Genomic DNA, 22,536 nt, shown 5'->3' with positions numbered 1-22,536 from the left:
ATGAGTTATTCAATAAGTATTTCAATTGTAAGTCATGGACAAGGGGATCTGGTCAGGAACCTCCTTGATGATTTGGATAATTTGGTTGATCTGGACTGGCTAAACGAGGTTATTCTGACATTGAATATCCCAGAACAATCGGACTTTCAGCTTAAAAAACTACCATTGCGTTTAATTCAAAATGATATTCCAAAAGGGTTTGGTGCTAATCATAATGCTGCTTTGAAACAAGCAAAAGGTGATTATTTATGTGTTTTAAATCCCGACATTCGGTTGACTGATAATCCTTTCATCAAGTTAGTAAAAGTGATGAAAGATTTGAACCTTGGACTAATTGCGCCTGCTATTGTAGGTGTGGATGGGCAATTTGACGATAGTGCTCGAAAATTTCCAACCTTCGGGCGGTTATTAAAACGACTGCTTTTTGGTAAACATGAAGTTTATCCCTTCAAACTAACGGATAGTTTTTTTTACCCTGACTGGGTTGGGGGAATGTTTATGCTGTTTGATAGGCGTGCATTTCAATTGGTTAAGGGGTTTGATGAGCGCTATTTTCTCTATTATGAGGATGTTGATATCTGTGTGAGACTTTGGCAAAAAGAGTTACCGCTTGCTGTATTACCACATGTAAATGTACTCCATCAAGCACAAAGGCAGAGTCATAGGCGTTTAAAGTATTTACGTTGGCATCTCATAAGTATGATTCGTTTTTTTGCTAAGCATCTCGGTCGTTATCCAAAAAAACACATTTCCATGGAAGATATTAAGTGAAGTTGGCGATAGAAAAGCAAAAAAATGCCCCGCCCAATCATCAGGTCCGTATTCCAAAAAACAACAATCTTGATCTTTTACGTTTCAGTTTTGCTTTCGTTGTTTTCTTGGTTCATGCATACCATTTATCTGATTCAGCGAGTCTCTCTATATTCAATACAATTTTTTCAGCAAAAATGGCGGTTGAATGTTTTTTTGTGGTGAGTGGCTTTTTAATCTTTATGAGCTACGAACATTCTAGTAGCTTGAATCGATACTTTGAAAAGCGAGCAAGGCGGATTTATCCGGCATATTTTTCAGTGGTAGTTATTTGTGCTCTATTCGGTTCTTTATTAAGCACATACAGTTACTCAGAGTACTTTTTCAGTTCTGAGTTTTACCGTTACCTTATTGCTAATTTAGTGTTCTTGAATTTTATTCAACCTAGTCTACCTGGAGTGTTTTCGGAAAATTCATTAGCGGCTGTGAATGGAGCATTGTGGACACTTAAAATTGAAGTGATGTTTTATTTAAGCGTACCGGTTTTCGTGTGGTTGTTTCGCAGAATTGGACTTTGGCAAGGGCTGACCTTTTTGTATCTGACTTCATTTATTTATAGCTTTTGCATGCAATTGTTGATTGACCAGCATGGTGGCATTTTTGTTGAAATACAACGACAACTTCCCGGCCAGCTGATGTTTTTCATTGCTGGAGGAGCCCTGTATTATTCGTTTAATTTCTTCCAAAAAAACGCAACGCCGCTTTTGATACTGGCGATAGCGGCTTATTTTGTAGAGAGCTTTTTTGAAACGGGACTGTTGTATGCTGCCTCATTAGGCATCTTCGTTGTGTATTTTGGCTTTGTTTTTAAGTACCTTGGTAATTTCGGCAAATATGGCGATTTTTCTTACGGTATTTATATATTGCACTTTCCAATACTTCAAACGTTCATTTCATACCAGTATTTTGCGAGTTACCCTTATTTGGCAATGATTAGTTCAGTGATTGCCGTTATGCTGACAGCCTATTTTATGTGGCATGGGGTCGAAAAAAAGATGCTGAATAAATCTTCACATTACCTGATGTCATTAGACGAACCAAGGAATAAATATGGTTAATGAAAACACACTTAAATGTTTCAAAGCCTACGATATTCGAGGGAAATTGGGTGATGAGCTTAATCCAGATGTCGCTTACCGTATTGGTTACGCTTACGCCAAACATCTAGATGCAAAAAAGGTGGTCGTTGGTGGAGATATCCGCCATACCAGTGAGCCGCTTAAACTGGCTTTGGCTCAAGGTTTGATGGATGCTGGGGCAGAAGTGATTGATATTGGCATGGTGGGCACTGAAGAAATTTACTTTGCATCATTTTATCTTGATGTTGATGGTGGCATTGAAGTTACGGCCAGCCATAATCCGATGGACTATAACGGTATGAAGCTGGTCGGGCGAGGTGCATTGCCGATAAGTGGTGATAGCGGCTTGAATGATATTCGTGACTTGGCTGAGAAGTTGGTTTCACCTTTTGGGCAAGCTGCTGAAGTATCAACACCCGATGCCAAGACGATAAACAGTAAAAAAATGGATTACAGCTTTCATTGGGATGAGCAGGATAGTCCAGAGACAATTAATACGAGTAAAGCAGGTCCGTCGACTGAAGTGTCTCCGCTTGAAGAATTGCCGAATAAAACGCTTTATCATCAACAATCCATTTTGGATCCGTATGTCGATCATCTGCTGACCTATATTGACTTGGCAAAACTCAAACCATTAAAACTGGTTGTCAATGCAGGCAACGGCGCAGCTGGTCATGTAATCGATGCGATTGAAGAGCGGTTTAAATCAGTTAACGTGCCCGTTGAATTTATTAAAGTGCATCATGAAGCCGATGGCAGTTTTCCAAATGGTATCCCCAATCCCTTATTACCCGAAAATCGCGCAGCGACTGCCGATGCAGTAATTGCCAATAAAGCGGATATGGGAATTGCCTGGGACGGCGATTTTGACCGGTGTTTTCTATTTGATGAAAATGGCCGGTTTATCGAAGGCTATTATATTGTTGGCTTGCTGGCAGAGGCATTTTTGCTTAAGTCGCCAGGTGAAAAAATCATCCATGATCCACGTTTAACCTGGAATACCATTGATCAAGTTGAAGCGGCTGGTGGTAAGCCGATTCAGTCTAAAACTGGTCATGCATTTATCAAGGAACGTATGCGCCTAGAGAATGCAGTTTATGGTGGTGAAATGAGTGCCCATCATTATTTTCGCGACTTTGCCTATTGTGACAGCGGCATGATTCCATGGCTTTTGGTAGCTGAATTAATCAGCGTAGCAGGTAAGCCTTTGTCTGAACTAGTCAATGAACGTATGGCGAAATACCCATGTAGTGGTGAAATCAATTACCGGGTAGAAGATGTGAGTGTCATTCTCGATAAAATTCTTAAGCATTTCTCTGCTGAGAATCCAGTTATCGATAGAACCGATGGAGTTAGCCTCGAATTTGGCCAGTGGCGGTTTAACTTACGCTCATCCAACACCGAACCATTGCTGCGTTTGAATGTTGAATCTAGAGCTGATGAAGCATTGATGAATGCCAAAGTGGCAGAAATTGAACAGTTAATTCATAGCTAATGCGTATCTTTGTCACTGGCGCAACGGGATTTGTCGGTCGAGCTTTAGTTGATAACCTTATTGCAGATGGACATAGCGTTATTGCTGGGGTCAGAGCAATTTCTGCTGAATTACCGGTTGAAGTCGAACAAAAGCTGGTCGGTGATTTAAGATTGCTACTGGATGAGCAGAATACATTTACTGATATTCTTAAAAATGTTGATGTAGTTATTCATACTGCAGCTCGAGTGCACATCATGAATGATAATTCAGTCGACCCTTTAACTGAATTTAGGAAAGTAAATGTTACAGCGACTCATGAATTGGCGAAACAAGCTGCCAGAACAGGAGTAAAGAGGTTTATTTTTTTGAGTTCGATTAAGGTAAACGGAGAATCTACGGATAATCGTGAAGTTTTTCGTGAGACAGATGAACCCTTTCCGGAAGATGCTTATGGACAATCAAAACTTGAAGCAGAACAGGCATTATTCGAGTTAGGCCATACAAGTTCTATGGAGATTGTGGTTATTCGTCCACCTTTAATCTACGGGCCTGGGGTTAAAGCTAATTTTGCCAATATGATAAACATTATAAAAAAAGGTATTCCTCTACCTTTTGGAGCTGTTGCCAATAAACGGTCCATGTTGGCAATCGATAATTTAGTGAGTTTTATAAAGCTATCCATGACGCATACTGCTGCAACCAATCAAATTTTTTTGATAGCGGATGGAGAGGATGTTTCCACCACAGAGCTACTAAAAAAAATTGCCAAAGCTTATAAAAAATCATCACGATTGATACCTGTTCCAGTTTCCTGGATGATCTTTTTTGCAAAACTACTTGGTAAACAAAACATCGCCATTCGTTTATTTGGTGATTTACAAATAGATATCGGTAAAGCACATCGAGTGCTTGGTTGGAAACCCATAACGTCAATGGATCAACAACTTAAGAAGATGTTCGAGTGGGATATCAACTCAAACACTACAAAACATTAAAATGAGAATTCCATGACCTCTGTTGTTATTCGTATATTGGATATTATCTTTTCTGTTATTGGTTTGTTAATAAGTTTACCAATACTGTGTATTTTGTTTATTGTCGGTTGGTTTGATACCGGATCACCTATTTTTCGTCAGCAGCGAGTGGGGCGTTATCAAAAGCCTTTTACATTAGTGAAATTTCGAACCATGAAAAAAGAAACTGCCCATGTGGCCAGTCATCTTGCAAGTGCAACATCCATCACGCGATGGGGACGATTTCTGCGCCGAACCAAGTTGGATGAATTGCCACAACTATGGAATGTATTGAGGGGGGAAATGAGCCTTGTTGGCCCCAGACCTTGTTTGTTTAATCAGCATGAATTAATCCATAAGCGTAAGTTAAAAGGAGTTTTTAATGTAAGGCCTGGTATCACCGGGCTCGCTCAAATTAATGATATTGACATGTCTAGCCCCACTCTATTGGCTGAGACTGATGCTAAAATGTTGTTTGAGTTTTCAATTCTGAACTACTTCCGATGTATTTTGCATACAGTACTAGGTAAGGGGGCCGGAGACCGAGTGCTTTAATACACAATGTATTAAACAGAACAAGGCTTACTGAAGCTTTAATGTCTGGTATCATATTCATCCCAAGTATCATTTCGAGCCATACTCTTTATCGCAAGTAAATAGTTTAAAAGCCATGGATGAACATGTTTTAACAAGGAATGTTTTTTATTACACTCCCATTCAATTTAATTCGTAGCCTTTGTTGCCAAATCAAAGAAATATATGTTGATACCCACTCTTTTATGTGGTAATGCGGGTTCAAAAATTTGGTCACTTTCCCGTCCAATGCATCCCAAATCGTTTATCAGTCTAAGCGGTGTTAGAGGGGGGGGGCTGCAAAACAAAACAACATCAGCGAACCTCTCACGACAATCATCAATCGAGATATTGGGGGAGCTACCTTATCTTTGAAAAAAGCAAGCACTTTAAAATAAAACGGATAGAGTTAAACATCCCGCTTTTTTTTATTCTGTATATGAGTGGAAATCTATATTCCAGGGCGTTGGCTTGTGCTTAAAGGTGAAGCGAGGACTAAATCTTGACCATCAAACAAAATGGCTCGACTTTAATTCCTGCAAGTCACAAACACCACCTATGTAATGTAACAGAGGAATCACTTGAGATCATAGAAGTTCGAACCGGAAAATATGTCGGCACAAAGATAAGATTGTGCGGATTGTTGATGTATATAGACGTTGAAAATAGTCAACAAATTTTAATTTTTTATCTTAATACTTTTTTAAGGCTTAGTTTTGCAAACCAAAAATCTTAATTTATTAGTGGTGGCAGTAGACTTTTTACCAAAGGTTGGTGGTATATCTACAATGGTTCATCATCTTTGTAATGCTCTAGTATCAAATGGTGCCGATGTTACCTTATTGGCTCCAAGCGGTTCATACATTCCTGATGAATTTTTTGCAAAATATAAGCTAGTCGTTGATGAAAAATCAAAAACAAATATTCGCGAAGGAGACGCCGCAAAGACCGAGGATGAGAGGATTCAGATGTTCTTGCAAGGGTTAAATGAAAAGTTTCATTTCTCAAGGATTGTATTGATGCATCCATTTTATTATGGATTTCCGACTTTAATGTTTTCAATAAAATCTCATATACCAATAACTTCTGTATTTTATGGTTATGAACTCAATGCTTTGTTAGTTTCAAGAGTCCCATTTTTAGAAAGAATAAACGGTCTAAGTCACTCACCAAATTCAATAAGGCAACGGACTTTTAAGATAATAAAAAAATCTAATGAAATATTAGCTATTAGCAATTACACAGGAACATTAGTAAAAAGAGTAAAGAATAATATTGTATTGAAAATTAGCGGATGTGGCATAAGTCAGCATGATTTTGAAAGAGAGCTTTTAATTTCACCAAATTTTGACCGTGAGATAAGAATCGAACGTCGAAACATCCTAAATGTTCATAATGCTAAACAACCAATGATAGTTTTTGTTGGGAGGTTAGTTAACTCGAAGAATGTTGGTCTTATTGTCAATGCTTTGAAATATTTACCTGATGTGCGTTTTACTGTTATCGGCGATGGGCCTGAACTTACTTCACTTAAAAATCTTTCGGAAGAAAACGATGTAGATAAACAGATATTCTGGCTTGGTGAAGTCAGTGAAGAACAAAAATGGACTTATTTAAGAGCCGCAGATGTTTTTGTTCTAGCTTCACAAGAGTTGCCTTCTGGGCAAGTAGAAGGATTTGGAATTGTTTTGTTAGAGGCTACGGCTGCTGGTATCCCAGTTATGGCAGCTAATAGTGGTGGAATGGTTGATGTTGTGAGCGACAATGTAAACGGATTTCTTTTTGATCCTATGAATTCCCGCGAATTAGCTGAGAAAATAAAAATATTGATATCTGATGATAAGAAATCATTTAATTTTGTAGAAAAAGCAAGAAACCAAATTAAAACGAAATTTAATTGGAATACAATTGCATCAAAAATTATAAGTAATTGGAATTAGTTAGTTAAAATGAATAATAAAGAAATAGTAAGTCGCAAACAACGAATTTTAATTATGACAGATAGATTTCCTCCATACTCAGAAGGTGGTGCAGAGATTAGTCTTTTTATAGTTATTTCTCATTTGTTAAAATATAACTATGAAATTACGGTCATAACTTTAAATGATAAAGTGAACGAAGTTCTATTCACTCTTCATAATGGTATTCAAGTTTATAGCGTTCCATATTCCTCCTCCTGGCCTACAGGTTTTTGGGAAAATCGGTCACTAACACACAAAAAACCAATTTATTTCTGGAATAAAATTTGGCGATTAAAATCTTATTTTGATTATTTAATGAGAGGTCGTCGATATGGGATTTTATTAGAGAAAATCGAAAAATATAAACTCTTTTCTGCTCTTAGAAAAAGAAAATTATTAAGATACCTCCCAATTATGGATGAAGATATTTCTAATATTCCTTCTACCCATCAAGATATAAAAAATATAATCAAAGAGTTTAAACCAGACCTTGTTCATGCAGATAATTTTAGAAGTATTCTTTTGGCATCCGCATTATTACCGAGTTCACTACCATGGATAGCGCAAGTTAGAGATAATCGTTTTTTTTGTGCAAATCTTGGTCAGCCGATGAATGTAAAGGGGCGAATATGTCAATCATGTGGTTTTGAATGTGTAGATCATTTATCTTCTAAGCTAAAAGAGCTAACTAAAAAATATATGGATAAAGATTTGTTCTTTAGGCAAAACGCTCTTACTAAGGCTGATAGAGTTGTTGTAACTTCTACATTTCTCAAACATCAAATTCTGTCCATCACAGGTGTTCAAAACATTGATTTAGTGAGCAATCCCGTTGATGAGATGGAGCTTTCAGAATCAATACTAAGCACTATTCGTCAGGCTGATCCAAAAGAAATTCTTATTGTAGGAATGGTTAATGAAAATAAAGGCCAACTAGGGATTGTAAGGTGGTTAGATAGATTATCTGAAGCGTTAGTTGATTACAGAATTGTTATAGCGGGCAGAGGAGAAAGGCTTACTGCTCATATTAAAAACCTCATAGCGTCCAAAAAATATTCTGACAGAGTTGTTTTTATAGGGTATTTGGGGCGCGAAGAGCTCTACAGAGCATATGCACGTGCATCAGTTGTTGTCTGTCCAAATATATGGCCAGAACCATTTGGACGTGTACCTCTAGAAGCAGGAATTTCCCGAAGACCCGTAGTGGCGTATGCTGTTGGAGGAATCTCTGAAAATATAATTCATGGAAAAACTGGTTTATTGGTTCCTGAAAATGATGAAGATGCTTTGGTGGAGGCTATATTGATGTTAATGAAAAATACTGAATATGCTGAAATGTTAGGAAAGCAAGCATATGATCATATTCGTAATAATTTCACTGTAACTATCACTGCAGACAGTTTAGCTCACAGTTGGTCTAAAGCCACTAACATACCTACATATTACAATGGTGAACAATAAGTGCTTATTCGATGAATATTGATGACTTGTTATTGAGGTTTCAACCCGAAAAAAATTCAGTTCAAGCTGAATATTTATCATATGAGAATTATTTTCGAGCTAGCGATAAAGCTATTGTCGGAAGGTATGAAGAACTTAAATTTCTATCAGAAAAATTATTGGAACGTAATCCAAATATTAAATCCTGGCTTGATATTGCATGCGGAGCTGGACAATTATTGCCAGTGCTTCAAGAAGTGAATATTAATGCATATGGTATTGAACTTGATCATGGTCTATCCCTGAAAGGCATAGAAGATGGAGCAAATATATTTTGTGGAGAGGCGATTCAGGTTCTGGAATTATTAGTTGAAAATAACATTCAGTTTGATGTTGTTTCATGCTTACATTTAATAGAACACATGGATTGGGATAAAGCCGAAAAACTGATCTCATTAATTGAAAAGGTTTTAAAACCTATGGGGCACAGTGTAATTGTGACGCCCAATGCCAAAGATCTTAGGGTGATGGCAGGTTCATTCTACAGAGATCCAACACACATCAGGCCATACCCAGAAGAGCTTTTACAGTATTTATGCCATAAAAACAAGTTAGAACCAGTTTATTCAGAAACATTTAATCGATTTTTTGGTGATGAAATTTCTTTGAACAAAGATGACAAAATAACTCAGGCAAAACAAAATATTAAAATGGCATCTGATCTTATGGTAAAGCTAAAAAAAGATAAATTATGCTGATATTCTTTAAAAAAATTAAGTCGTGGATCATTTTTCAAAAAACTTTAGTTAGAAGGTTAAATGCTCATGATGATGATATAAATAATCTCCGTAAAAGAATTTCGGAGTGTGATCAAAAAAATAACTTATCAATCTTAAAATCCCAAAACTATTTAATTGAAAAATTGAATATACTCGATGATGGGATAAGTGATTTGAATAAAATAGTTTCAAACAATGAAAAATTAATACAATATAATTCAAATAAATTTCAAAAAGACAAAGAGCAGCTCATAAATATCCAAGAAAAAATTATTTATTCAATAAATGATATTTTAACGGAAGTTGAGGCCGCTAATAAATTAATTTCTCGACATACCTCCGGATTAAATACAATAGTAATTGGTGAAAAGAATGATGATGTTTAATTTATTTAATTAAAAGATATATATTTTCAGGAATCTTGTTAAATTATAAAAATAATTTGGGGTTAATCTTGAACTTTATTGGTTCTATTATTCATGCTTTTAAACGATTACCGAACACCTTCTCGTTGGCTTGGGTACTTGCATGGCGTGATTTTCAAGGACGCTATCTGGGGTCTAAAGCGGGTTATTTTTGGGCGATTCTATCACCATTACTTTATGGTGTGGTTTTTGTTATTTTGCGCGATCAACTATCTAAGCAAGGAGCAGAAATTGATACTGGTGGGGTTCATCCTATAATATTCGCTTTCTTCGGAATTATGTTGTACCAAGTTTGGTACGAAGCTCTAACTAATCAGCTTAATCATCTTAGAAGCGCTAGTGCATTTCTGAGGAATATAAAAATTGATCCGGAGATATTTGCTGTTTCTGCGTTTATCCTGTCATTACTAGATCTTGGCGTTCGAGTAATTCTACTCATTATTTTTATGGTGATCTTTTCGGTGCCCGTTGGACCACTTTTTTACTTAGCCCCAATAACTTTAATGGCAATAGTATTTACGGGAAATGCTATAGGTTACATTCTTGCGCTTCCGGCTAGTTTTTTTAGTGACATAGGAAAATTCATTCAATCCATTTCATTAGGTATCTTACTGGCAACACCAATTTTTTATTCAGCAACAAATTCAACAGATTCAGCATTTTATTGGATACAGGTTTTTAATCCATTAGCTACCACTTTAACATTGGCAAGAGGAGTGGTTTTTGGCGGCGAATTAATTTTCTTAAATGCAGCTTTAATATGGTTATTGGTATTGAGTGTTCTAAGTATTTTTATGTTGGGTGTGTATCGCATAGCATGTCCTCTCATTATTGAACGTTTGTAATAAAAGGAAAAAATGCTGTGTTAATAGAAGTTAATAAACTGTCTAAAAAATTCAGTCGTAATTTATCTTTAGCACTTCATTATGGTTTTGTAGATTCGATAAACAATATATTTCCGGTCAAAACAAATCATACTAAGTTACGAAAAGGTGAATTTTGGGCATTACAAGACGTTTCTTTTTCATTGAAAAGAGGTGACAGACTTGGGATTCTAGGAAGAAATGGTGCTGGTAAATCTACTTTAATGAAATTACTCGCCGGTATTCTTCGGCCAGATCATGGGACGATCAAAATTAATGGTAGCATCGATCAAATGATCGAGCTTACCAGTGGTTTTCATCCAATGATGACGGGATATCAAAATGCACGTTTGAGGGCAAGATTAGTAGGTATATCGGAGATTGAATTCAAAAAATCAATCAATGCCATGGTTGAATTTACCGAGCTTCAAGATGCTATTCATACACCAGTGAAGTTTTACAGTTCTGGTATGAAAGCCAGACTTGGTTTTGCAGTATCAACGATGAGAAAGCCAGATATATTAATTATCGATGAGGCCTTAGCCGTTGGGGATTTAGATTTCCGTTTGCGATGTTATGAGTTTATTGCCGATCATTTGAAAGATACAGCTTTAATATTTGTTTCACACTCTTTAGGGCATATTAAACGTTTTTGTAACCAAGGCATGGTTCTTGATAAGGGAAGGGTCACTTATCATGGAGATATATTGAAATCGATAGAACTTTATCAACATGCTGTAACTTCTGTGGGTGACGTTGGACAAAGTAAGGGATTAAATCCTGAGCTTTTAGCTTTTTCATTAATTTCTGCTGAACACAATGTTTATCCCATAGTAAGTTTTGGAACTAAATTGCTTTTAAAGATTATTCCAAAAAATATTCCTAAAGATTCAATTATATCTGTTCAATTGGCAGATGATTCAGGCAGAGCCATATTAGAATTCAGATCGGAGCGGGCGGATAAAAAACTGGACATGAGTATGCCAATTACTTGTGATTTAGGAGAGTTGTATCTAAATGCAGGATTTTATTTAGTTAATATCATCGTTTACCAGCAAGATAGTTTCACACTCTTATCCTATTCTCCTTGGAAAAAATTCCAAGCAGTTGGGAATTTATCTGGTCATGCACCTATCCAGCCTGCAGGGAAGTGGTCTCAATAGTTAGCGTATTGGTAATTAATACTAGCTTAGAAAGTGGAGGAATTTGCATAAATGATAAATTTTGAGTGCCCAATTTGTAAATCTACAAATTTTAAAGATTTCAATGGGCGTAGTAATGCCCAATGCTCAAATTGTAAATCTTTAGAGCGGTCACGTTTAATGTGGATGATCTTACTTAAAACAAATTCATTGACCCCAAGTATAAGAATATTACATATTGCTCCAGAAATCTGCTTGCTTGAAAAGTTCACCATCAAGTATGGTGAAAGCTATCATCCTTGCGATTTCAATCCTGCAAAATATAAAAATAAACACTGTCATATATTTCCAATAGATCTGTGTCGTGATGCATCTATGATGCCTTCAGGTGTGTTCAATTTAATATTACATAATCATGTGCTTGAGCATCTTCCTTGTGATATTACTCCTGTAATTACGGATCTAAATCGACTTCTCGCTCCTGGTGGAATGCATCTATTTTCTGTTCCATTTATAGGAAAATTTACAGTTGAAGATTTATCACCACTTTTATCTGCTGAAGAGAGGACCAGGCGCTTTGCTCAGTTTGACCATATGAGGTTATTCGGAACAGAGGATTTTCCAATTTATTTAGAAGAAAAATTTGCAAGTAAGATAAGACATTTTAATTTGAGAAGTCTATTCAATGAGAATGATATGTTGAATGCAAACATCCCGGTTGAAGTACTAGATGAAATAGGTGGACATAGCTTTTTTTATTATCAAAAATCTCTTAACCCGTAAGAAAGATTTAAAATGACCAGTATATTGTCACAATATGAAAAAAAAATATTTTCGCAAAATGGTGAAGATGGAATAATTACAACAATATTCAATGTTATAGGTATTAAAAATTCTTATTTTGTTGAGTTTGGGGTCGGCGATGGAAATGAATGTAATACTCGATTATTACGAGAAAACGGCTGGAATGGATTATGGATGGATGGGACAAAATCAGATAATTCGTTTGTTTATCATGAAAAAATTACTGCTGAGAATATAAATTCTTTATTCGAAAAATATTCAGTCCCACATGAGTTTGATCTTCTTTCTATTGATATTGATTCCAATGATTATTGGATCTATAAAGCAATTAATGCTTGCTATTCACCAAGAGTGATTATAGTTGAATATAATGCGTCATATCCCCCTCCTCAATCAAAAACTGTAGTCTATGATCCTGATTTAACATGGCAAGGTACAAACTATTTTGGTGCCAGCTTAGTTGCATGGATAAATATACTCAGAGCTCGTGGATATTCGTTAGTTGGATGTGAATCAAGAGGGGTTAATGCTTTTTTCATTAAGAATGAATTGATCCGTAAACCCTTTACTCCACTTGATGCTAATGAGGCATTCGTATCACCTAAATATGGACAAAAAAATGGAAATGATTGGATGGGGCATCGTTCGGATAGTAGAAAACTTCAAGACATATAAATTTTAAAACAAGTTTTTAATTATTAGATGTTAATTAAATGGAAAATAAGTACATTAAAATGCAATTTCTAAATATTCTGTTTGCCATATACGTAAAAAAAGTAAAGTGTCTTCCATTTACTGATTTTGAAATTCCAATTATCAATGAATCGTTTGAACTTATTACTCATAACCAAGATGATCATGTCTCTAGGAAAATGCACAAAATTACAGTTTGGGAGCCGACAGAGACTCGATGTGTAATTGAAATACTCTCACCTAATGACTTTGTAATTGATGTGGGAGCGAATATTGGTTATTACACTGTACTTTTTTCAAAACTAATTGGTTCTCAAGGTGAAATTATTGCTCTTGAACCTGATAAAAAGAACTTTTCCATCCTCTCTTTAAATGTAAAACTCAATCAGATTAAAAATGTAAAACTTTTGTGTGCTGCTGCTAGCGATTTTCAAGGAGATGGTATGCTTTACTCTTCGAATTGGAACTTTGGAGATCATAGAATTTATCCTAGCCAAGATCAATCTAGTGGAAACAATATCAAATTAATCACGTTAGATGACTTGATTAAACAAAGAGGTAAGGCGCCAAAATTGTTAAAAATTGATTGTCAGGGGGCTGAGATAATGATTCTTAAAGGTCTTAAAGAGTCATTAAATTCCGTAATGCGTCCTAAATCAATAATAGTTGAATTTTGGCCATATGGAATAACTCAAAGTGGCGGTGAGGTAAAAGAGCTTTTAGATTTACTTCCTAGTTCCGAATATGTGTTATGGGATATTAGTAGATGGCATGATTCACCTAAAAGAACATCAATAGCAAACTTAGAAGCTCTATCTAACAATGAAATCGCCCCTGAAACCCAAATGTTTACTAATATTCTAATGGTGCTTTCACAAGAAGTTGAGCTTATAAAAAGAATCGATTCACTTTGTGAATGAAAATGTATTCATCTAGAGTGAGTTTTCCCGCGATAAGATGTTTTTTTTTAACATATATTAAAACTTTACGAAATATTAAAAAAATATAGGATCAACATGAAAGCAATTGTTACTGGGATTACTGGTCAAGATGGCGCTTATCTTGCTGAGTTGCTGCTTGAAAAAGGTTATGAAGTTTATGGTACCTATCGTCGAACAAGTTCAGTCAGTTTCTGGCGAATCGAAGAGTTGGGGATAAATCAACATAAAAATCTTCATTTGGTAGAGTATGACCTTACTGACTTGTCAGCCAGTATCCGTTTGCTGCAAAACACTGAAGCTACGGAAGTTTATAATCTTGCCGCTCAGAGTTTTGTGGGTGTTTCCTTTGAACAGCCGATTACGACGGCTGAGATCACTGGGTTAGGTGCTGTTAATTTGCTTGAAGCGATTCGAATTGTTAATCCCAAAATTCGTTTTTACCAAGCATCTACTTCTGAAATGTTTGGTAAAGTGCAGTCAATCCCACAGACCGAAGAAACACCATTTTATCCTCGTAGCCCATATGGTGTTGCTAAACTCTATGCTCATTGGATGACAATTAATTATCGTGAGTCTTACGATATTTTTGGTTCTAGCGGCATTTTGTTTAATCACGAATCACCGCTACGTGGTCGAGAATTTGTCACACGTAAGATTACAGACAGCGTTGCTAAAATTAAGCTGGGTAAACTTGACATCCTCGAACTGGGCAACATGGATGCAAAACGAGATTGGGGCTTTGCTAAAGAATATGTTGAAGGTATGTGGCGGATGTTGCAAGCAGATGAGCCTGGTACGTTTGTACTGGCAACAAATCGTACCGAAACAGTTAGAGACTTTGTATTGATGGCTTTTAAGGCAGTCGATATCAATCTTAAGTTTGAAGGTGAAGCAGAAAATGAGATTGGTATTGATGAAGCTACCGGTAAAATGTTAGTAAGAGTGAACCCAAAGTTTTACCGGCCTGCTGAAGTTGAGTTACTGATTGGTGATGCAACGAAAGCGAAACACAAATTGGGTTGGGCACCTGAAACAACACTTGAAGAATTATGTTCCATGATGGTGAAAGCCGATTTACGTCGAAATGAAAAAGGCTTTTCACTTTAAACACATTCTTGGGCTTTACTCTTAATGACTGTTTTTATGTTCTAAATGATAGATAAAAGGTTATTTAAATGCGGGTTTTAGTCACTGGGTTGGATGGGTTTACTGGGCAATATGTTGAAAAAGCACTGCAAAATGCAAGGCATGAAGTCATTGGTTTAACAGCAGACTTATTAGACAGTAAGGCAGTTGAATTTGAAATTGCAGACAAAAAACCTGAAGCGGTAATACACCTTGCAGCTATTGCATTTGTTGCTCATGGGGATGTTGATGCAATTTATCAAGTCAATGTGCTTGGCACGCGAAATTTATTGTTGGCATTGTCTAAAAATGCGCCTGATGTAAATAAAGTGCTATTAGCAAGTAGCGCGAATATTTATGGTAATACAGAAGGGGTCATGAATGAATCCATGTTACCCGCACCAGCCAATGATTATGCTGTTAGTAAACTAGCCATGGAATATATGGCTAGACTCTGGTTGCCAAAACTACCCATTGTGATCACCAGACCTTTTAATTACACCGGTGTTGGGCAATCGGATAATTTTCTGATACCTAAAATAGTCAGCCATTTCCGCCAAAAAACAACAGATATTGAGCTTGGAAATTTGGACGTTTGGAGGGAGTTTGGAGATGTCCGAGCGGTAGCAAAAGCCTATGTTAAATTGCTTGAAAGTGCGCCGGTGGGAGAAGTGTTTAATATTTGTTCAGGACAATTATATGCGTTGCGGGATGTAATTGACTTATGTCAGAAAATCACTGGTCAGCAAATTACAGTAAAGGTAAATCCTGCATTTGTCAGATCAAATGAAGTTAAACGCCTTTGTGGCGACGGAGCAAAACTTCATAGAGTTATAAATGATTGGCAGATGCCGTCATTAGAAGAGACACTTGGTTGGATGCTGAAGGAGTAGCAAGTTTTTGAAGGTTTTAATTGATGTTGATGCGTTAATACCACCATTATCTGGCATAGGGCGCTATACTCTGAATCTGGTTTCTGCCCTACAGACTTCTAGTGCAGTGGAAGAATTGAAATATATTCGTTCGGGCAAAATCTTAAATGAATTAACGTTAGAAGCAGGGCCGTCCTCAGCGAGGCAGGTCGCGCGTAGGATACCTTTCAGGCCGCTATTTCGCTGGGCAAGACACCAATACATTACTCAATGCTTTACGGCTCGGTCAAGCGCTTTAGCTGATTATGTATACCATGCTCCCAACTATATGCTCTTACCATTTAAAGGACGATCGGTGGTGACTATTCACGATTTGTCTTTTTTGAGACATCCGGAATTTCATCCGGTCGATAGGGTAGAGTTCTGGAAAAAGCATATCCATAAAGTTGCTGAACGAGCTGATCAAATTATTACTGATTCGGAGTTTCAACGTCGGGAAATATGCGAGCTGTTGAATGTGGATGATAATCGGGTTTCCAGCATCTATTTGGGGGTAAACAGTAATTTCCAAGCATATGATGAGTCCCAGTGTTTCGATATTTTGCTAAAATATGGTTTACGTTATAAACATTTCAATTTAGCAGTATCAACGGTTGAACCCAGAAAAAACTTTCGCCGTATAATTAATGCTTTTAGCTCTCTACCGGAGAACTTGAAAGCGGAATACCCTCTTGTGATAGTGGGTAGTAAAGGGTGGTTAAGTGATGATATACACATAGCTATTGAAAGGTTGGTCGTTGCAGGACATGCCAAGTATCTTGGCTATGTTGCAGAGGATGATTTGCCTAAGCTATATGCAGCTGCGGCTATATTTATTTATCCATCCTTGTATGAAGGTTTTGGTTTGCCTGTCCTGGAAGCAATGGCTTGCGGGACTAGCGTACTTACATCCAATACAACCTCTATCCCAGAAGTGACAGGTGACAGTTGTATGATGGTTGATCCGACTTCTTCGGAGGATATTAGATCTGGTTGGCAACAGCTTTTGTCTGACAATACATTACGGGAGGAATATAGTTTGCTAGGAAAAGCTCGGTCAAAACAATTTACTTGGGAAAAGTGTCTAGATGAGACTTTAGCCATATACCAAAAAGATTAACAATGGCTAAAAAACAAATACGTGTTTTACATTTTTTCAAAACCTATTTTCCTGACTCCTATGGTGGTATTGAGCAAGTTATTAATCAAATCGCACGTGGATCCGCTGCACATGGTATTGAAACGCATGTACTTTCGTTAAGTAAAACAAAAGTCGAACGTACTATCACGCTAAACGGTCATAAAGTACATCGTGCAAAACAAGATTTTTACATTGCTTCTACAGGGATTTCTTTTTCAGTTTTTCTTCGCTTTTCTCAACTCGCCAAGCAAGCAGATGTAATACATTACCATTTTCCTTGGCCACTTATGGATATGGTGCATCTGCTGACACGCGTCAATAAGCCAAGTGTAGTTACCTATCATTCAGATATTGTCAGACAAAAACGGCTGATGAAGTTTTATCAGCCATTGAAAAACAGCTTTCTGTCAAGCGTAGATAGAATTGTTGCTACTTCACCTAACTACCTTAAAAGCAGTGATGTTCTCAAACGTTTTAAGGAAAAAGTGGAAATCATCCCGATTGGAATCGATAAAAGTCTTTATCCTACACCCGAAATAGAACGTGTTAATGAGTGGCGCCATGAAGTGGGAGATAAATTTTTCCTATTCGTTGGCGTATTACGATATTACAAAGGGCTGCATATTTTGATCGAGGCTGCGCGAACGGCAGATTATCCCATTGTGATAGTAGGCGCTGGACCTGTTGAGATGGAGTTAAAGGCGCTGGCTGATAGTTTCGGACTGAGAAATATTTATTTTGCTGGTCGTGTTTCAGACGCTGATAAAGTAGCTTTGCTCGAGTTATCTTATGCCGTTGTATTTCCATCTCATCTGCGTTCCGAAGCGTTTGGGATATCATTATTGGAAGGTGCTATGTATGGCAAGCCTATGATTTCCAGTGAAATTGGAACCGGAACAACCTTCATTAATATTGATGGAGAGACGGGGATCGTGGTGCCTCCGAGCGATCCAGCTGCACTCAGTCAAGCTATGAGCTGGCTTTGGGATAATCCAGTAGCAGCATCGCAAATGGGTATAAAAGCTGAAAAAAGATATTGGCAACTGTTTACTGCCGATGAAATGGTAGAAAAATACGCAGGGCTTTATCGTGATCTTGTCAAAAGAGCCAATTTGTAAATTCTCTCTTCTTGGTTATGATTTAGGGGGTACTTTTCATTTTAAAACTGATTTAAGTCATGGCGAGCCATGAGCATAACTAAATGATTTGTGACCGATGTCTCTATTTGAAACAGGATTATTTCCTGATAAGTAATTTTGCAAAGCTTTCCGCTAGACGTCCAGTGCATCAATATTTTAGTATCTGATTGCAGTTCGGATGAACTGAATTCAATTAATACAAGGAGTATGGAAAGATGTTTAAGAAATGGATTATTTCTTTATTGTTGGCGTTATCACTTTCTTCATTTGCTGCCTTCGCAGCAGATAAAATCAATATCAATAAAGCATCTGCAGATGAATTGCAGTTGCTGAAAGGTGTGGGACCATCTACTGCCGAAGCTATCGTGCAATATCGTGAGGAAAATGGTACTTTTTCCAGTGTTGATGATCTTGTCAATGTCAAAGGTGTCGGTGAAAAGAAAGTGGCTAGTTTAGCGGAGCAAGTAACGGTATCTGACTGAACCGGTGTTGTTAAATTTGAAGAAGGTGAGGCTAATAACCTCACCTTTTTTATGAGTCTTTAAAAAGCAACGGAAGTCGATACGGCCGATTCTGCTTGAATCACTAGCTTATCTTTCAGATCTTCATCCAAGTTTTGTTTTTCGGCTTCAGTTAAAAAATTATCATCACTGTTTGTAATGAAAAATACGTCTTCTACTTGATCGCCCAAGGTCACCATTTTTGCATTAATTACCTGTATCTGATGTGACAGAAAAACCTGTGCTACGGCAGACAGCAACCCTGGCCGATCATGTGTATATAACTCCATAACAGTATGGTTTAACTGTGAATTAGTTGAAAAAATTATAACTGGTTCAGTTTTAAACAATTTGGTGATGCGTGGCATCAATTGCGGTTTGTATCCAGAGGTGAGTTCTTCTCGGGCAAGTTGTTTGCTTAACGCTGTAATGATGTCCTCATAGCGTTGCTGAGCACCATTAATGATAAATGTATTCAGTGCTTTGCCATCACTGCTGATATTGATTTTGGCATCGAGAATGTTTAATTGTAATTGTTCCAGACAGGCTGTCATGGCGGCAAACAAGCCACGACGGTCTTGAGCGAAAATAAATAATTCTAGCGTGTGTTTATCATTATGTTGGCGTACCAGAATCAGAGGTTCTTGATCTGGTTTTTCCAAACGACCATTGCTTTGCCAGACGATTTCATCAACGGTATGGCGCAGAAAATAATCCAGATCGTATTCATGCCATAAAGTTGTGATTTTTTCATGATCCCAACCCATTTCAACCAGCTTATCCAGAGCAAGCTGATATTTTTTGAGACTTTTTTCCTGCGTGTTTTTTGCCTGGACTTCTGTGTGTTCCAGCCATTGATAGGTGCTGTGATAAAGCTGTTTGAGCAAGGAATCACGCCAGCCATTCCACAAATTATTGTTGGTTGCCCGGATATCGGCGACGGTGAGCAGATATAAATGATTCAAGCGATTCACGCTGCCGACTAAAGCTGCAAAGTCCTGAATAACCTCAGGGTCTTCCAGATCTTTCTTTTGGGCGGTAGAGGACATCGCCAGATGATGACGAACCAGAAAGGTCACTAAGCTGGTGTCGTAATCACTTAAATTATGTTGGGTACAAAATTGCTCTGCATCCTGCACGCCCAAAATACTGTGATCTCCGCCACGTCCTTTGGCAATATCGTGATAAATACCGGCGATGTAGAGCAATTCCGGTTTAGGCAGTTGGTAAAACACTTCGGAACATAGCGGAAATTCATCTTTGAATTCAGGACAGGAAAAACGCCGTAAATTACGCACCAGAAATAACGTGTGTTCATCCACGGTATAAGCATGGAATAGATCATGCTGCATCTGGCCGACAATTCTGCCAAATTCCGGCAAATATGCACCTAATACACCAAGTTGATTCATTCGACGAAATTCATGGGTCACACCTTTAGGCTGACGGATGATTTCCATAAACAGAGTGCGATTTTTGATATCAGCCCGAAAGCGCTCATCGATTAAATGCAGATGTGCATGGATCTGACGGATGGTCGAGGCACGAATACCTTTGATATGCGGATTTTGCTGCAGGATCAAAAACACTTCCAGCAGGGCATACGGATAGTAAGCAAAGATCCCGGAATTGATGGTTTCCAGATAGCCGTTATGTGATTGGAAGCGACGGTTTATCGGTTCGATATCCCGTGGCTCGTCGGCCAGGATGATGTTTTCTTCAAACAGCTGAAGTAACAATGAATTCATCTGACTTACCGCACGGACTGTTCGGTAATAGTCCTTCATAAAATGCTCAACGGCCATGCGGCTGTTGGTTTCAACGTAACCTAACTGTTTTGCCAGCTCACGTTGATGATCAATCATCATTTTTTCTTGTTTTCGACCGACGAGATGATGCAATGCAAAACGCACCCGCCATAAAAAACGGCGCGATTGCTGCAGAATATCGAACTCACTTTCTGCCAGAAAACCTTTGGATTTCAAACCTTGCAGATTACGTACATCAAAGTGTTGTTGTGCGACCCAATTGATGACCTGAATATCACGCAGACCGCCGGGAGATTCTTTCAGATTGGGCTCAAGATTATTGCCGGTATCGTTGTATTTATGATGGCGCTGGATTTGTTCCTGTTTCTTACGTTCGTAAAAAAGTCGGTTATCCCAGGTTTTGTTGGAAACCGTCAGTTGCTGTAACTGTTCAAATAACGTTTTATTGCCGGATAAAAACCGTGCTTCCAGCAGGTTAGTGGCAATAGTAATGTCTTCTTCGGCTTGTTGGCGGCATTCACTAATTGTGCGAACACTGTGGCCTATCTCCTGGCCGATATCCCACAATTGTGTGAGAAATATTGATAAGGCGGCCGGCGGTGTTTCGGCTACTGAATCATCCAATAGTACTAGTAAATCAATATCAGAGTGCGGGTGTAATTCACCGCGGCCATAACCACCTACTGCGATCAAACTTACGGTCGTTTCAGTCGCCAGGTTTTTTTGCCATAAAAATTGCAGCACTTCATCGACAAAATGCGATTGTTGATGCACCAGCCAATCAATGTCAGCTTGGTCTTCAAAAAAGCATTTTTTTAAATGCTGGGAGGCTTGAGCGAGAAGATCTCGACAGCCTATTGCATTATCTGTCTGGCCAAATTCCCAGACAGATTGTGCAGAAATTGCCATTGTTGGGGGCTCCTATGAGCGTTCTTCATCCCGAAGGGTTAAGATTTCATGACCGTCATCTGTCACCAGAATGGTATGTTCCCATTGTGCAGACAACGAACGATCTTTGGTGACCACCGTCCAGCCATCAGGCAGTTGCCGTACATGACGTTTACCGGCATTAATCATTGGTTCGATCGTAAATGTCATGCCAGCCTGCAAGGTCATGCCGGTATCTGGCGAACCGTAATGTAAAACCTGTGGTTCTTCGTGAAACACCTGACCAATACCATGTCCACAATATTCTCTGACAACTGAAAAATGCTCGTTCTCCGCATGCTGTTGAATAGCATGACCAATATCACCCAATTTTATACCTGGCTTGACCATATCAATACCAATCAACATACATTCACGGGCTACTCTGGACAGACGCTGAGCTAGAATAGAGGTCTTTCCAATGTGAAACATTTTACTGGTATCACCGTGATAGCCATCTTTGATAACGGTGATGTCGATATTAATGATGTCGCCATCTTTGAGCTTTTTGTCACCTGGAATGCCATGGCAAATCACATGGTTCACCGATGTACAAATAGATTTCGGAAAACCGTGATAATTCAGCGGGGCAGGAATGGCATTTTGCACATTGATAATATAATCATGGCAGATAGTATTTAATTCATCGGTAGTAATGCCCGCAACCACATGTGGCTCGATCATGGTTAACACGTCTGCAGCGAGTTTGCCTGCCACACGCATTTTTTCAATTTCTTCGGCTGTTTTAATGGTCACGCCCATGCCAGATCCTGATTGCTGTTAACGATAAAATGAGAAGACATAGTTTGCCGTAAAAACCCGTCAACCGCCAGCAAAGCGGCGGAATCAAAGCGATATACTGATGGTGCTTTGTTTTAGTTGGTAACTGTGGAATAATATGCGCGCCTTAGCAAAGGCAAAATCACACACGTGCCGACACAGTTTTCGGGGTGCTGTCTGAAAATTCAGATCAGTCGATAGCTGGGGTACGTGGAGGTTTAACCCCATATATATAGGTATAAAA

General features: G+C 38.0%; 22 protein-coding genes. 20 read left to right on the top strand and 2 right to left on the bottom strand.

The window, feature by feature from the left end:
- The 20 genes from Q7V21_RS17610 (at position 1) to Q7V21_RS17515 (ending at position 18,798) form a co-directional block, all read left to right on the top strand.
- The gene (locus Q7V21_RS17610; RefSeq protein WP_304918539.1) at positions 1-771 is read left to right on the top strand and encodes a glycosyltransferase; all 771 of its coding nucleotides are present in this window, start codon (positions 1-3) and stop codon (positions 769-771) included.
- Positions 768-1,868: an acyltransferase gene (locus Q7V21_RS17605; RefSeq protein ID WP_304918538.1), complete on the top strand. Its 1,101-nt coding sequence runs from the start codon at positions 768-770 to the stop codon at positions 1,866-1,868. Before Q7V21_RS17610 ends, Q7V21_RS17605 begins: the two co-directional genes overlap by 4 nt.
- Complete coding sequence (locus Q7V21_RS17600) at positions 1,861-3,384, top strand: phosphomannomutase CpsG (protein ID WP_304918537.1); 1,524 nt, start codon at positions 1,861-1,863, stop codon at positions 3,382-3,384. Before Q7V21_RS17605 ends, Q7V21_RS17600 begins: the two co-directional genes overlap by 8 nt.
- Entirely contained in the window at positions 3,384-4,361 is a 978-nt protein-coding gene (locus Q7V21_RS17595; protein WP_304918536.1) for an SDR family oxidoreductase, read from the top strand. Before Q7V21_RS17600 ends, Q7V21_RS17595 begins: the two co-directional genes overlap by 1 nt.
- A gap of 12 nt (positions 4,362-4,373) precedes the next feature.
- Entirely contained in the window at positions 4,374-4,934 is a 561-nt protein-coding gene (locus tag Q7V21_RS17590; protein ID WP_304918535.1) for a sugar transferase, read from the top strand.
- A gap of 520 nt (positions 4,935-5,454) precedes the next feature.
- Positions 5,455-5,688, top strand: a complete 234-nt coding sequence (locus Q7V21_RS17585; RefSeq protein WP_304918534.1) for a hypothetical protein — start codon at positions 5,455-5,457, stop codon at positions 5,686-5,688.
- A complete protein-coding gene (locus Q7V21_RS17580; RefSeq protein WP_304918533.1) occupies positions 5,669-6,892 on the top strand; it encodes a glycosyltransferase family 4 protein in 1,224 nt (407 codons plus the stop codon). The genes Q7V21_RS17585 and Q7V21_RS17580 overlap by 20 nt, the downstream gene beginning before the upstream one ends.
- A 9-nt stretch (positions 6,893-6,901) precedes the next feature.
- Positions 6,902-8,374, top strand: a complete 1,473-nt coding sequence (locus tag Q7V21_RS17575; protein ID WP_304918532.1) for a glycosyltransferase family 4 protein — start codon at positions 6,902-6,904, stop codon at positions 8,372-8,374.
- 11 nt (positions 8,375-8,385) lie between these two features.
- A complete protein-coding gene (locus Q7V21_RS17570; protein ID WP_304918531.1) occupies positions 8,386-9,111 on the top strand; it encodes a bifunctional 2-polyprenyl-6-hydroxyphenol methylase/3-demethylubiquinol 3-O-methyltransferase UbiG in 726 nt (241 codons plus the stop codon).
- Positions 9,105-9,518: a hypothetical protein gene (locus Q7V21_RS17565; protein WP_304918530.1), complete on the top strand. Its 414-nt coding sequence runs from the start codon at positions 9,105-9,107 to the stop codon at positions 9,516-9,518. Before Q7V21_RS17570 ends, Q7V21_RS17565 begins: the two co-directional genes overlap by 7 nt.
- 35 nt (positions 9,519-9,553) lie before the next feature.
- Positions 9,554-10,402 carry an ABC transporter permease gene (locus Q7V21_RS17560; RefSeq protein ID WP_304918529.1) on the top strand — a complete coding sequence of 283 codons (849 nt, stop codon included), beginning with the start codon at positions 9,554-9,556 and terminating at the stop codon, positions 10,400-10,402.
- 17 nt (positions 10,403-10,419) lie between these two features.
- Positions 10,420-11,583, top strand: coding sequence for an ABC transporter ATP-binding protein (locus Q7V21_RS17555; RefSeq protein ID WP_304918528.1), 1,164 nt, complete (start codon positions 10,420-10,422; stop codon positions 11,581-11,583).
- A gap of 51 nt (positions 11,584-11,634) precedes the next feature.
- Positions 11,635-12,345, top strand: coding sequence for a class I SAM-dependent methyltransferase (locus Q7V21_RS17550; protein WP_304918527.1), 711 nt, complete (start codon positions 11,635-11,637; stop codon positions 12,343-12,345).
- Positions 12,346-12,357: 12 nt separating this feature from the next.
- Positions 12,358-13,041, top strand: a complete 684-nt coding sequence (locus Q7V21_RS17545; protein WP_304918526.1) for a hypothetical protein — start codon at positions 12,358-12,360, stop codon at positions 13,039-13,041.
- A 59-nt stretch (positions 13,042-13,100) separates the two neighbouring features.
- Positions 13,101-13,979, top strand: a complete 879-nt coding sequence (locus Q7V21_RS17540; protein WP_304918525.1) for an FkbM family methyltransferase — start codon at positions 13,101-13,103, stop codon at positions 13,977-13,979.
- A gap of 96 nt (positions 13,980-14,075) precedes the next feature.
- On the top strand, positions 14,076-15,107 hold the full coding sequence (gene gmd / locus Q7V21_RS17535; protein WP_304918524.1) for a GDP-mannose 4,6-dehydratase: 1,032 nt from the start codon (positions 14,076-14,078) through the stop codon (positions 15,105-15,107).
- Positions 15,108-15,175: 68 nt separating this feature from the next.
- Positions 15,176-16,018, top strand: coding sequence for an NAD-dependent epimerase/dehydratase family protein (locus tag Q7V21_RS17530; protein WP_304918523.1), 843 nt, complete (start codon positions 15,176-15,178; stop codon positions 16,016-16,018).
- 7 nt (positions 16,019-16,025) lie between these two features.
- Positions 16,026-17,156, top strand: a complete 1,131-nt coding sequence (locus Q7V21_RS17525; RefSeq protein ID WP_304918522.1) for a glycosyltransferase family 1 protein — start codon at positions 16,026-16,028, stop codon at positions 17,154-17,156.
- A gap of 2 nt (positions 17,157-17,158) precedes the next feature.
- Complete coding sequence (locus tag Q7V21_RS17520) at positions 17,159-18,295, top strand: glycosyltransferase family 4 protein (RefSeq protein ID WP_304918521.1); 1,137 nt, start codon at positions 17,159-17,161, stop codon at positions 18,293-18,295.
- A gap of 236 nt (positions 18,296-18,531) precedes the next feature.
- Positions 18,532-18,798 carry a helix-hairpin-helix domain-containing protein gene (locus Q7V21_RS17515; RefSeq protein WP_304918520.1) on the top strand — a complete coding sequence of 89 codons (267 nt, stop codon included), beginning with the start codon at positions 18,532-18,534 and terminating at the stop codon, positions 18,796-18,798.
- A 59-nt stretch (positions 18,799-18,857) separates the two neighbouring features.
- Here the strand turns inward: Q7V21_RS17515 and glnD are convergent, their stop codons facing one another.
- Positions 18,858-21,494, bottom strand: coding sequence for a [protein-PII] uridylyltransferase (glnD, locus tag Q7V21_RS17510; protein WP_304918519.1), 2,637 nt, complete (start codon positions 21,492-21,494; stop codon positions 18,858-18,860).
- Between the two features lie 12 nt (positions 21,495-21,506).
- Positions 21,507-22,274 (bottom strand): type I methionyl aminopeptidase, encoded by a 768-nt coding sequence (map, locus tag Q7V21_RS17505; protein WP_304918518.1) that lies wholly within the window; start codon positions 22,272-22,274, stop codon positions 21,507-21,509.
- Positions 22,275-22,536: the final 262 nt, after the last annotated feature.

The organism is Methylophaga sp., from assembly GCF_030651745.1.
The sequence above is the reverse complement of the archived record's forward strand: the minus strand, read 5'-3'. Positions and strand labels throughout refer to the sequence as shown.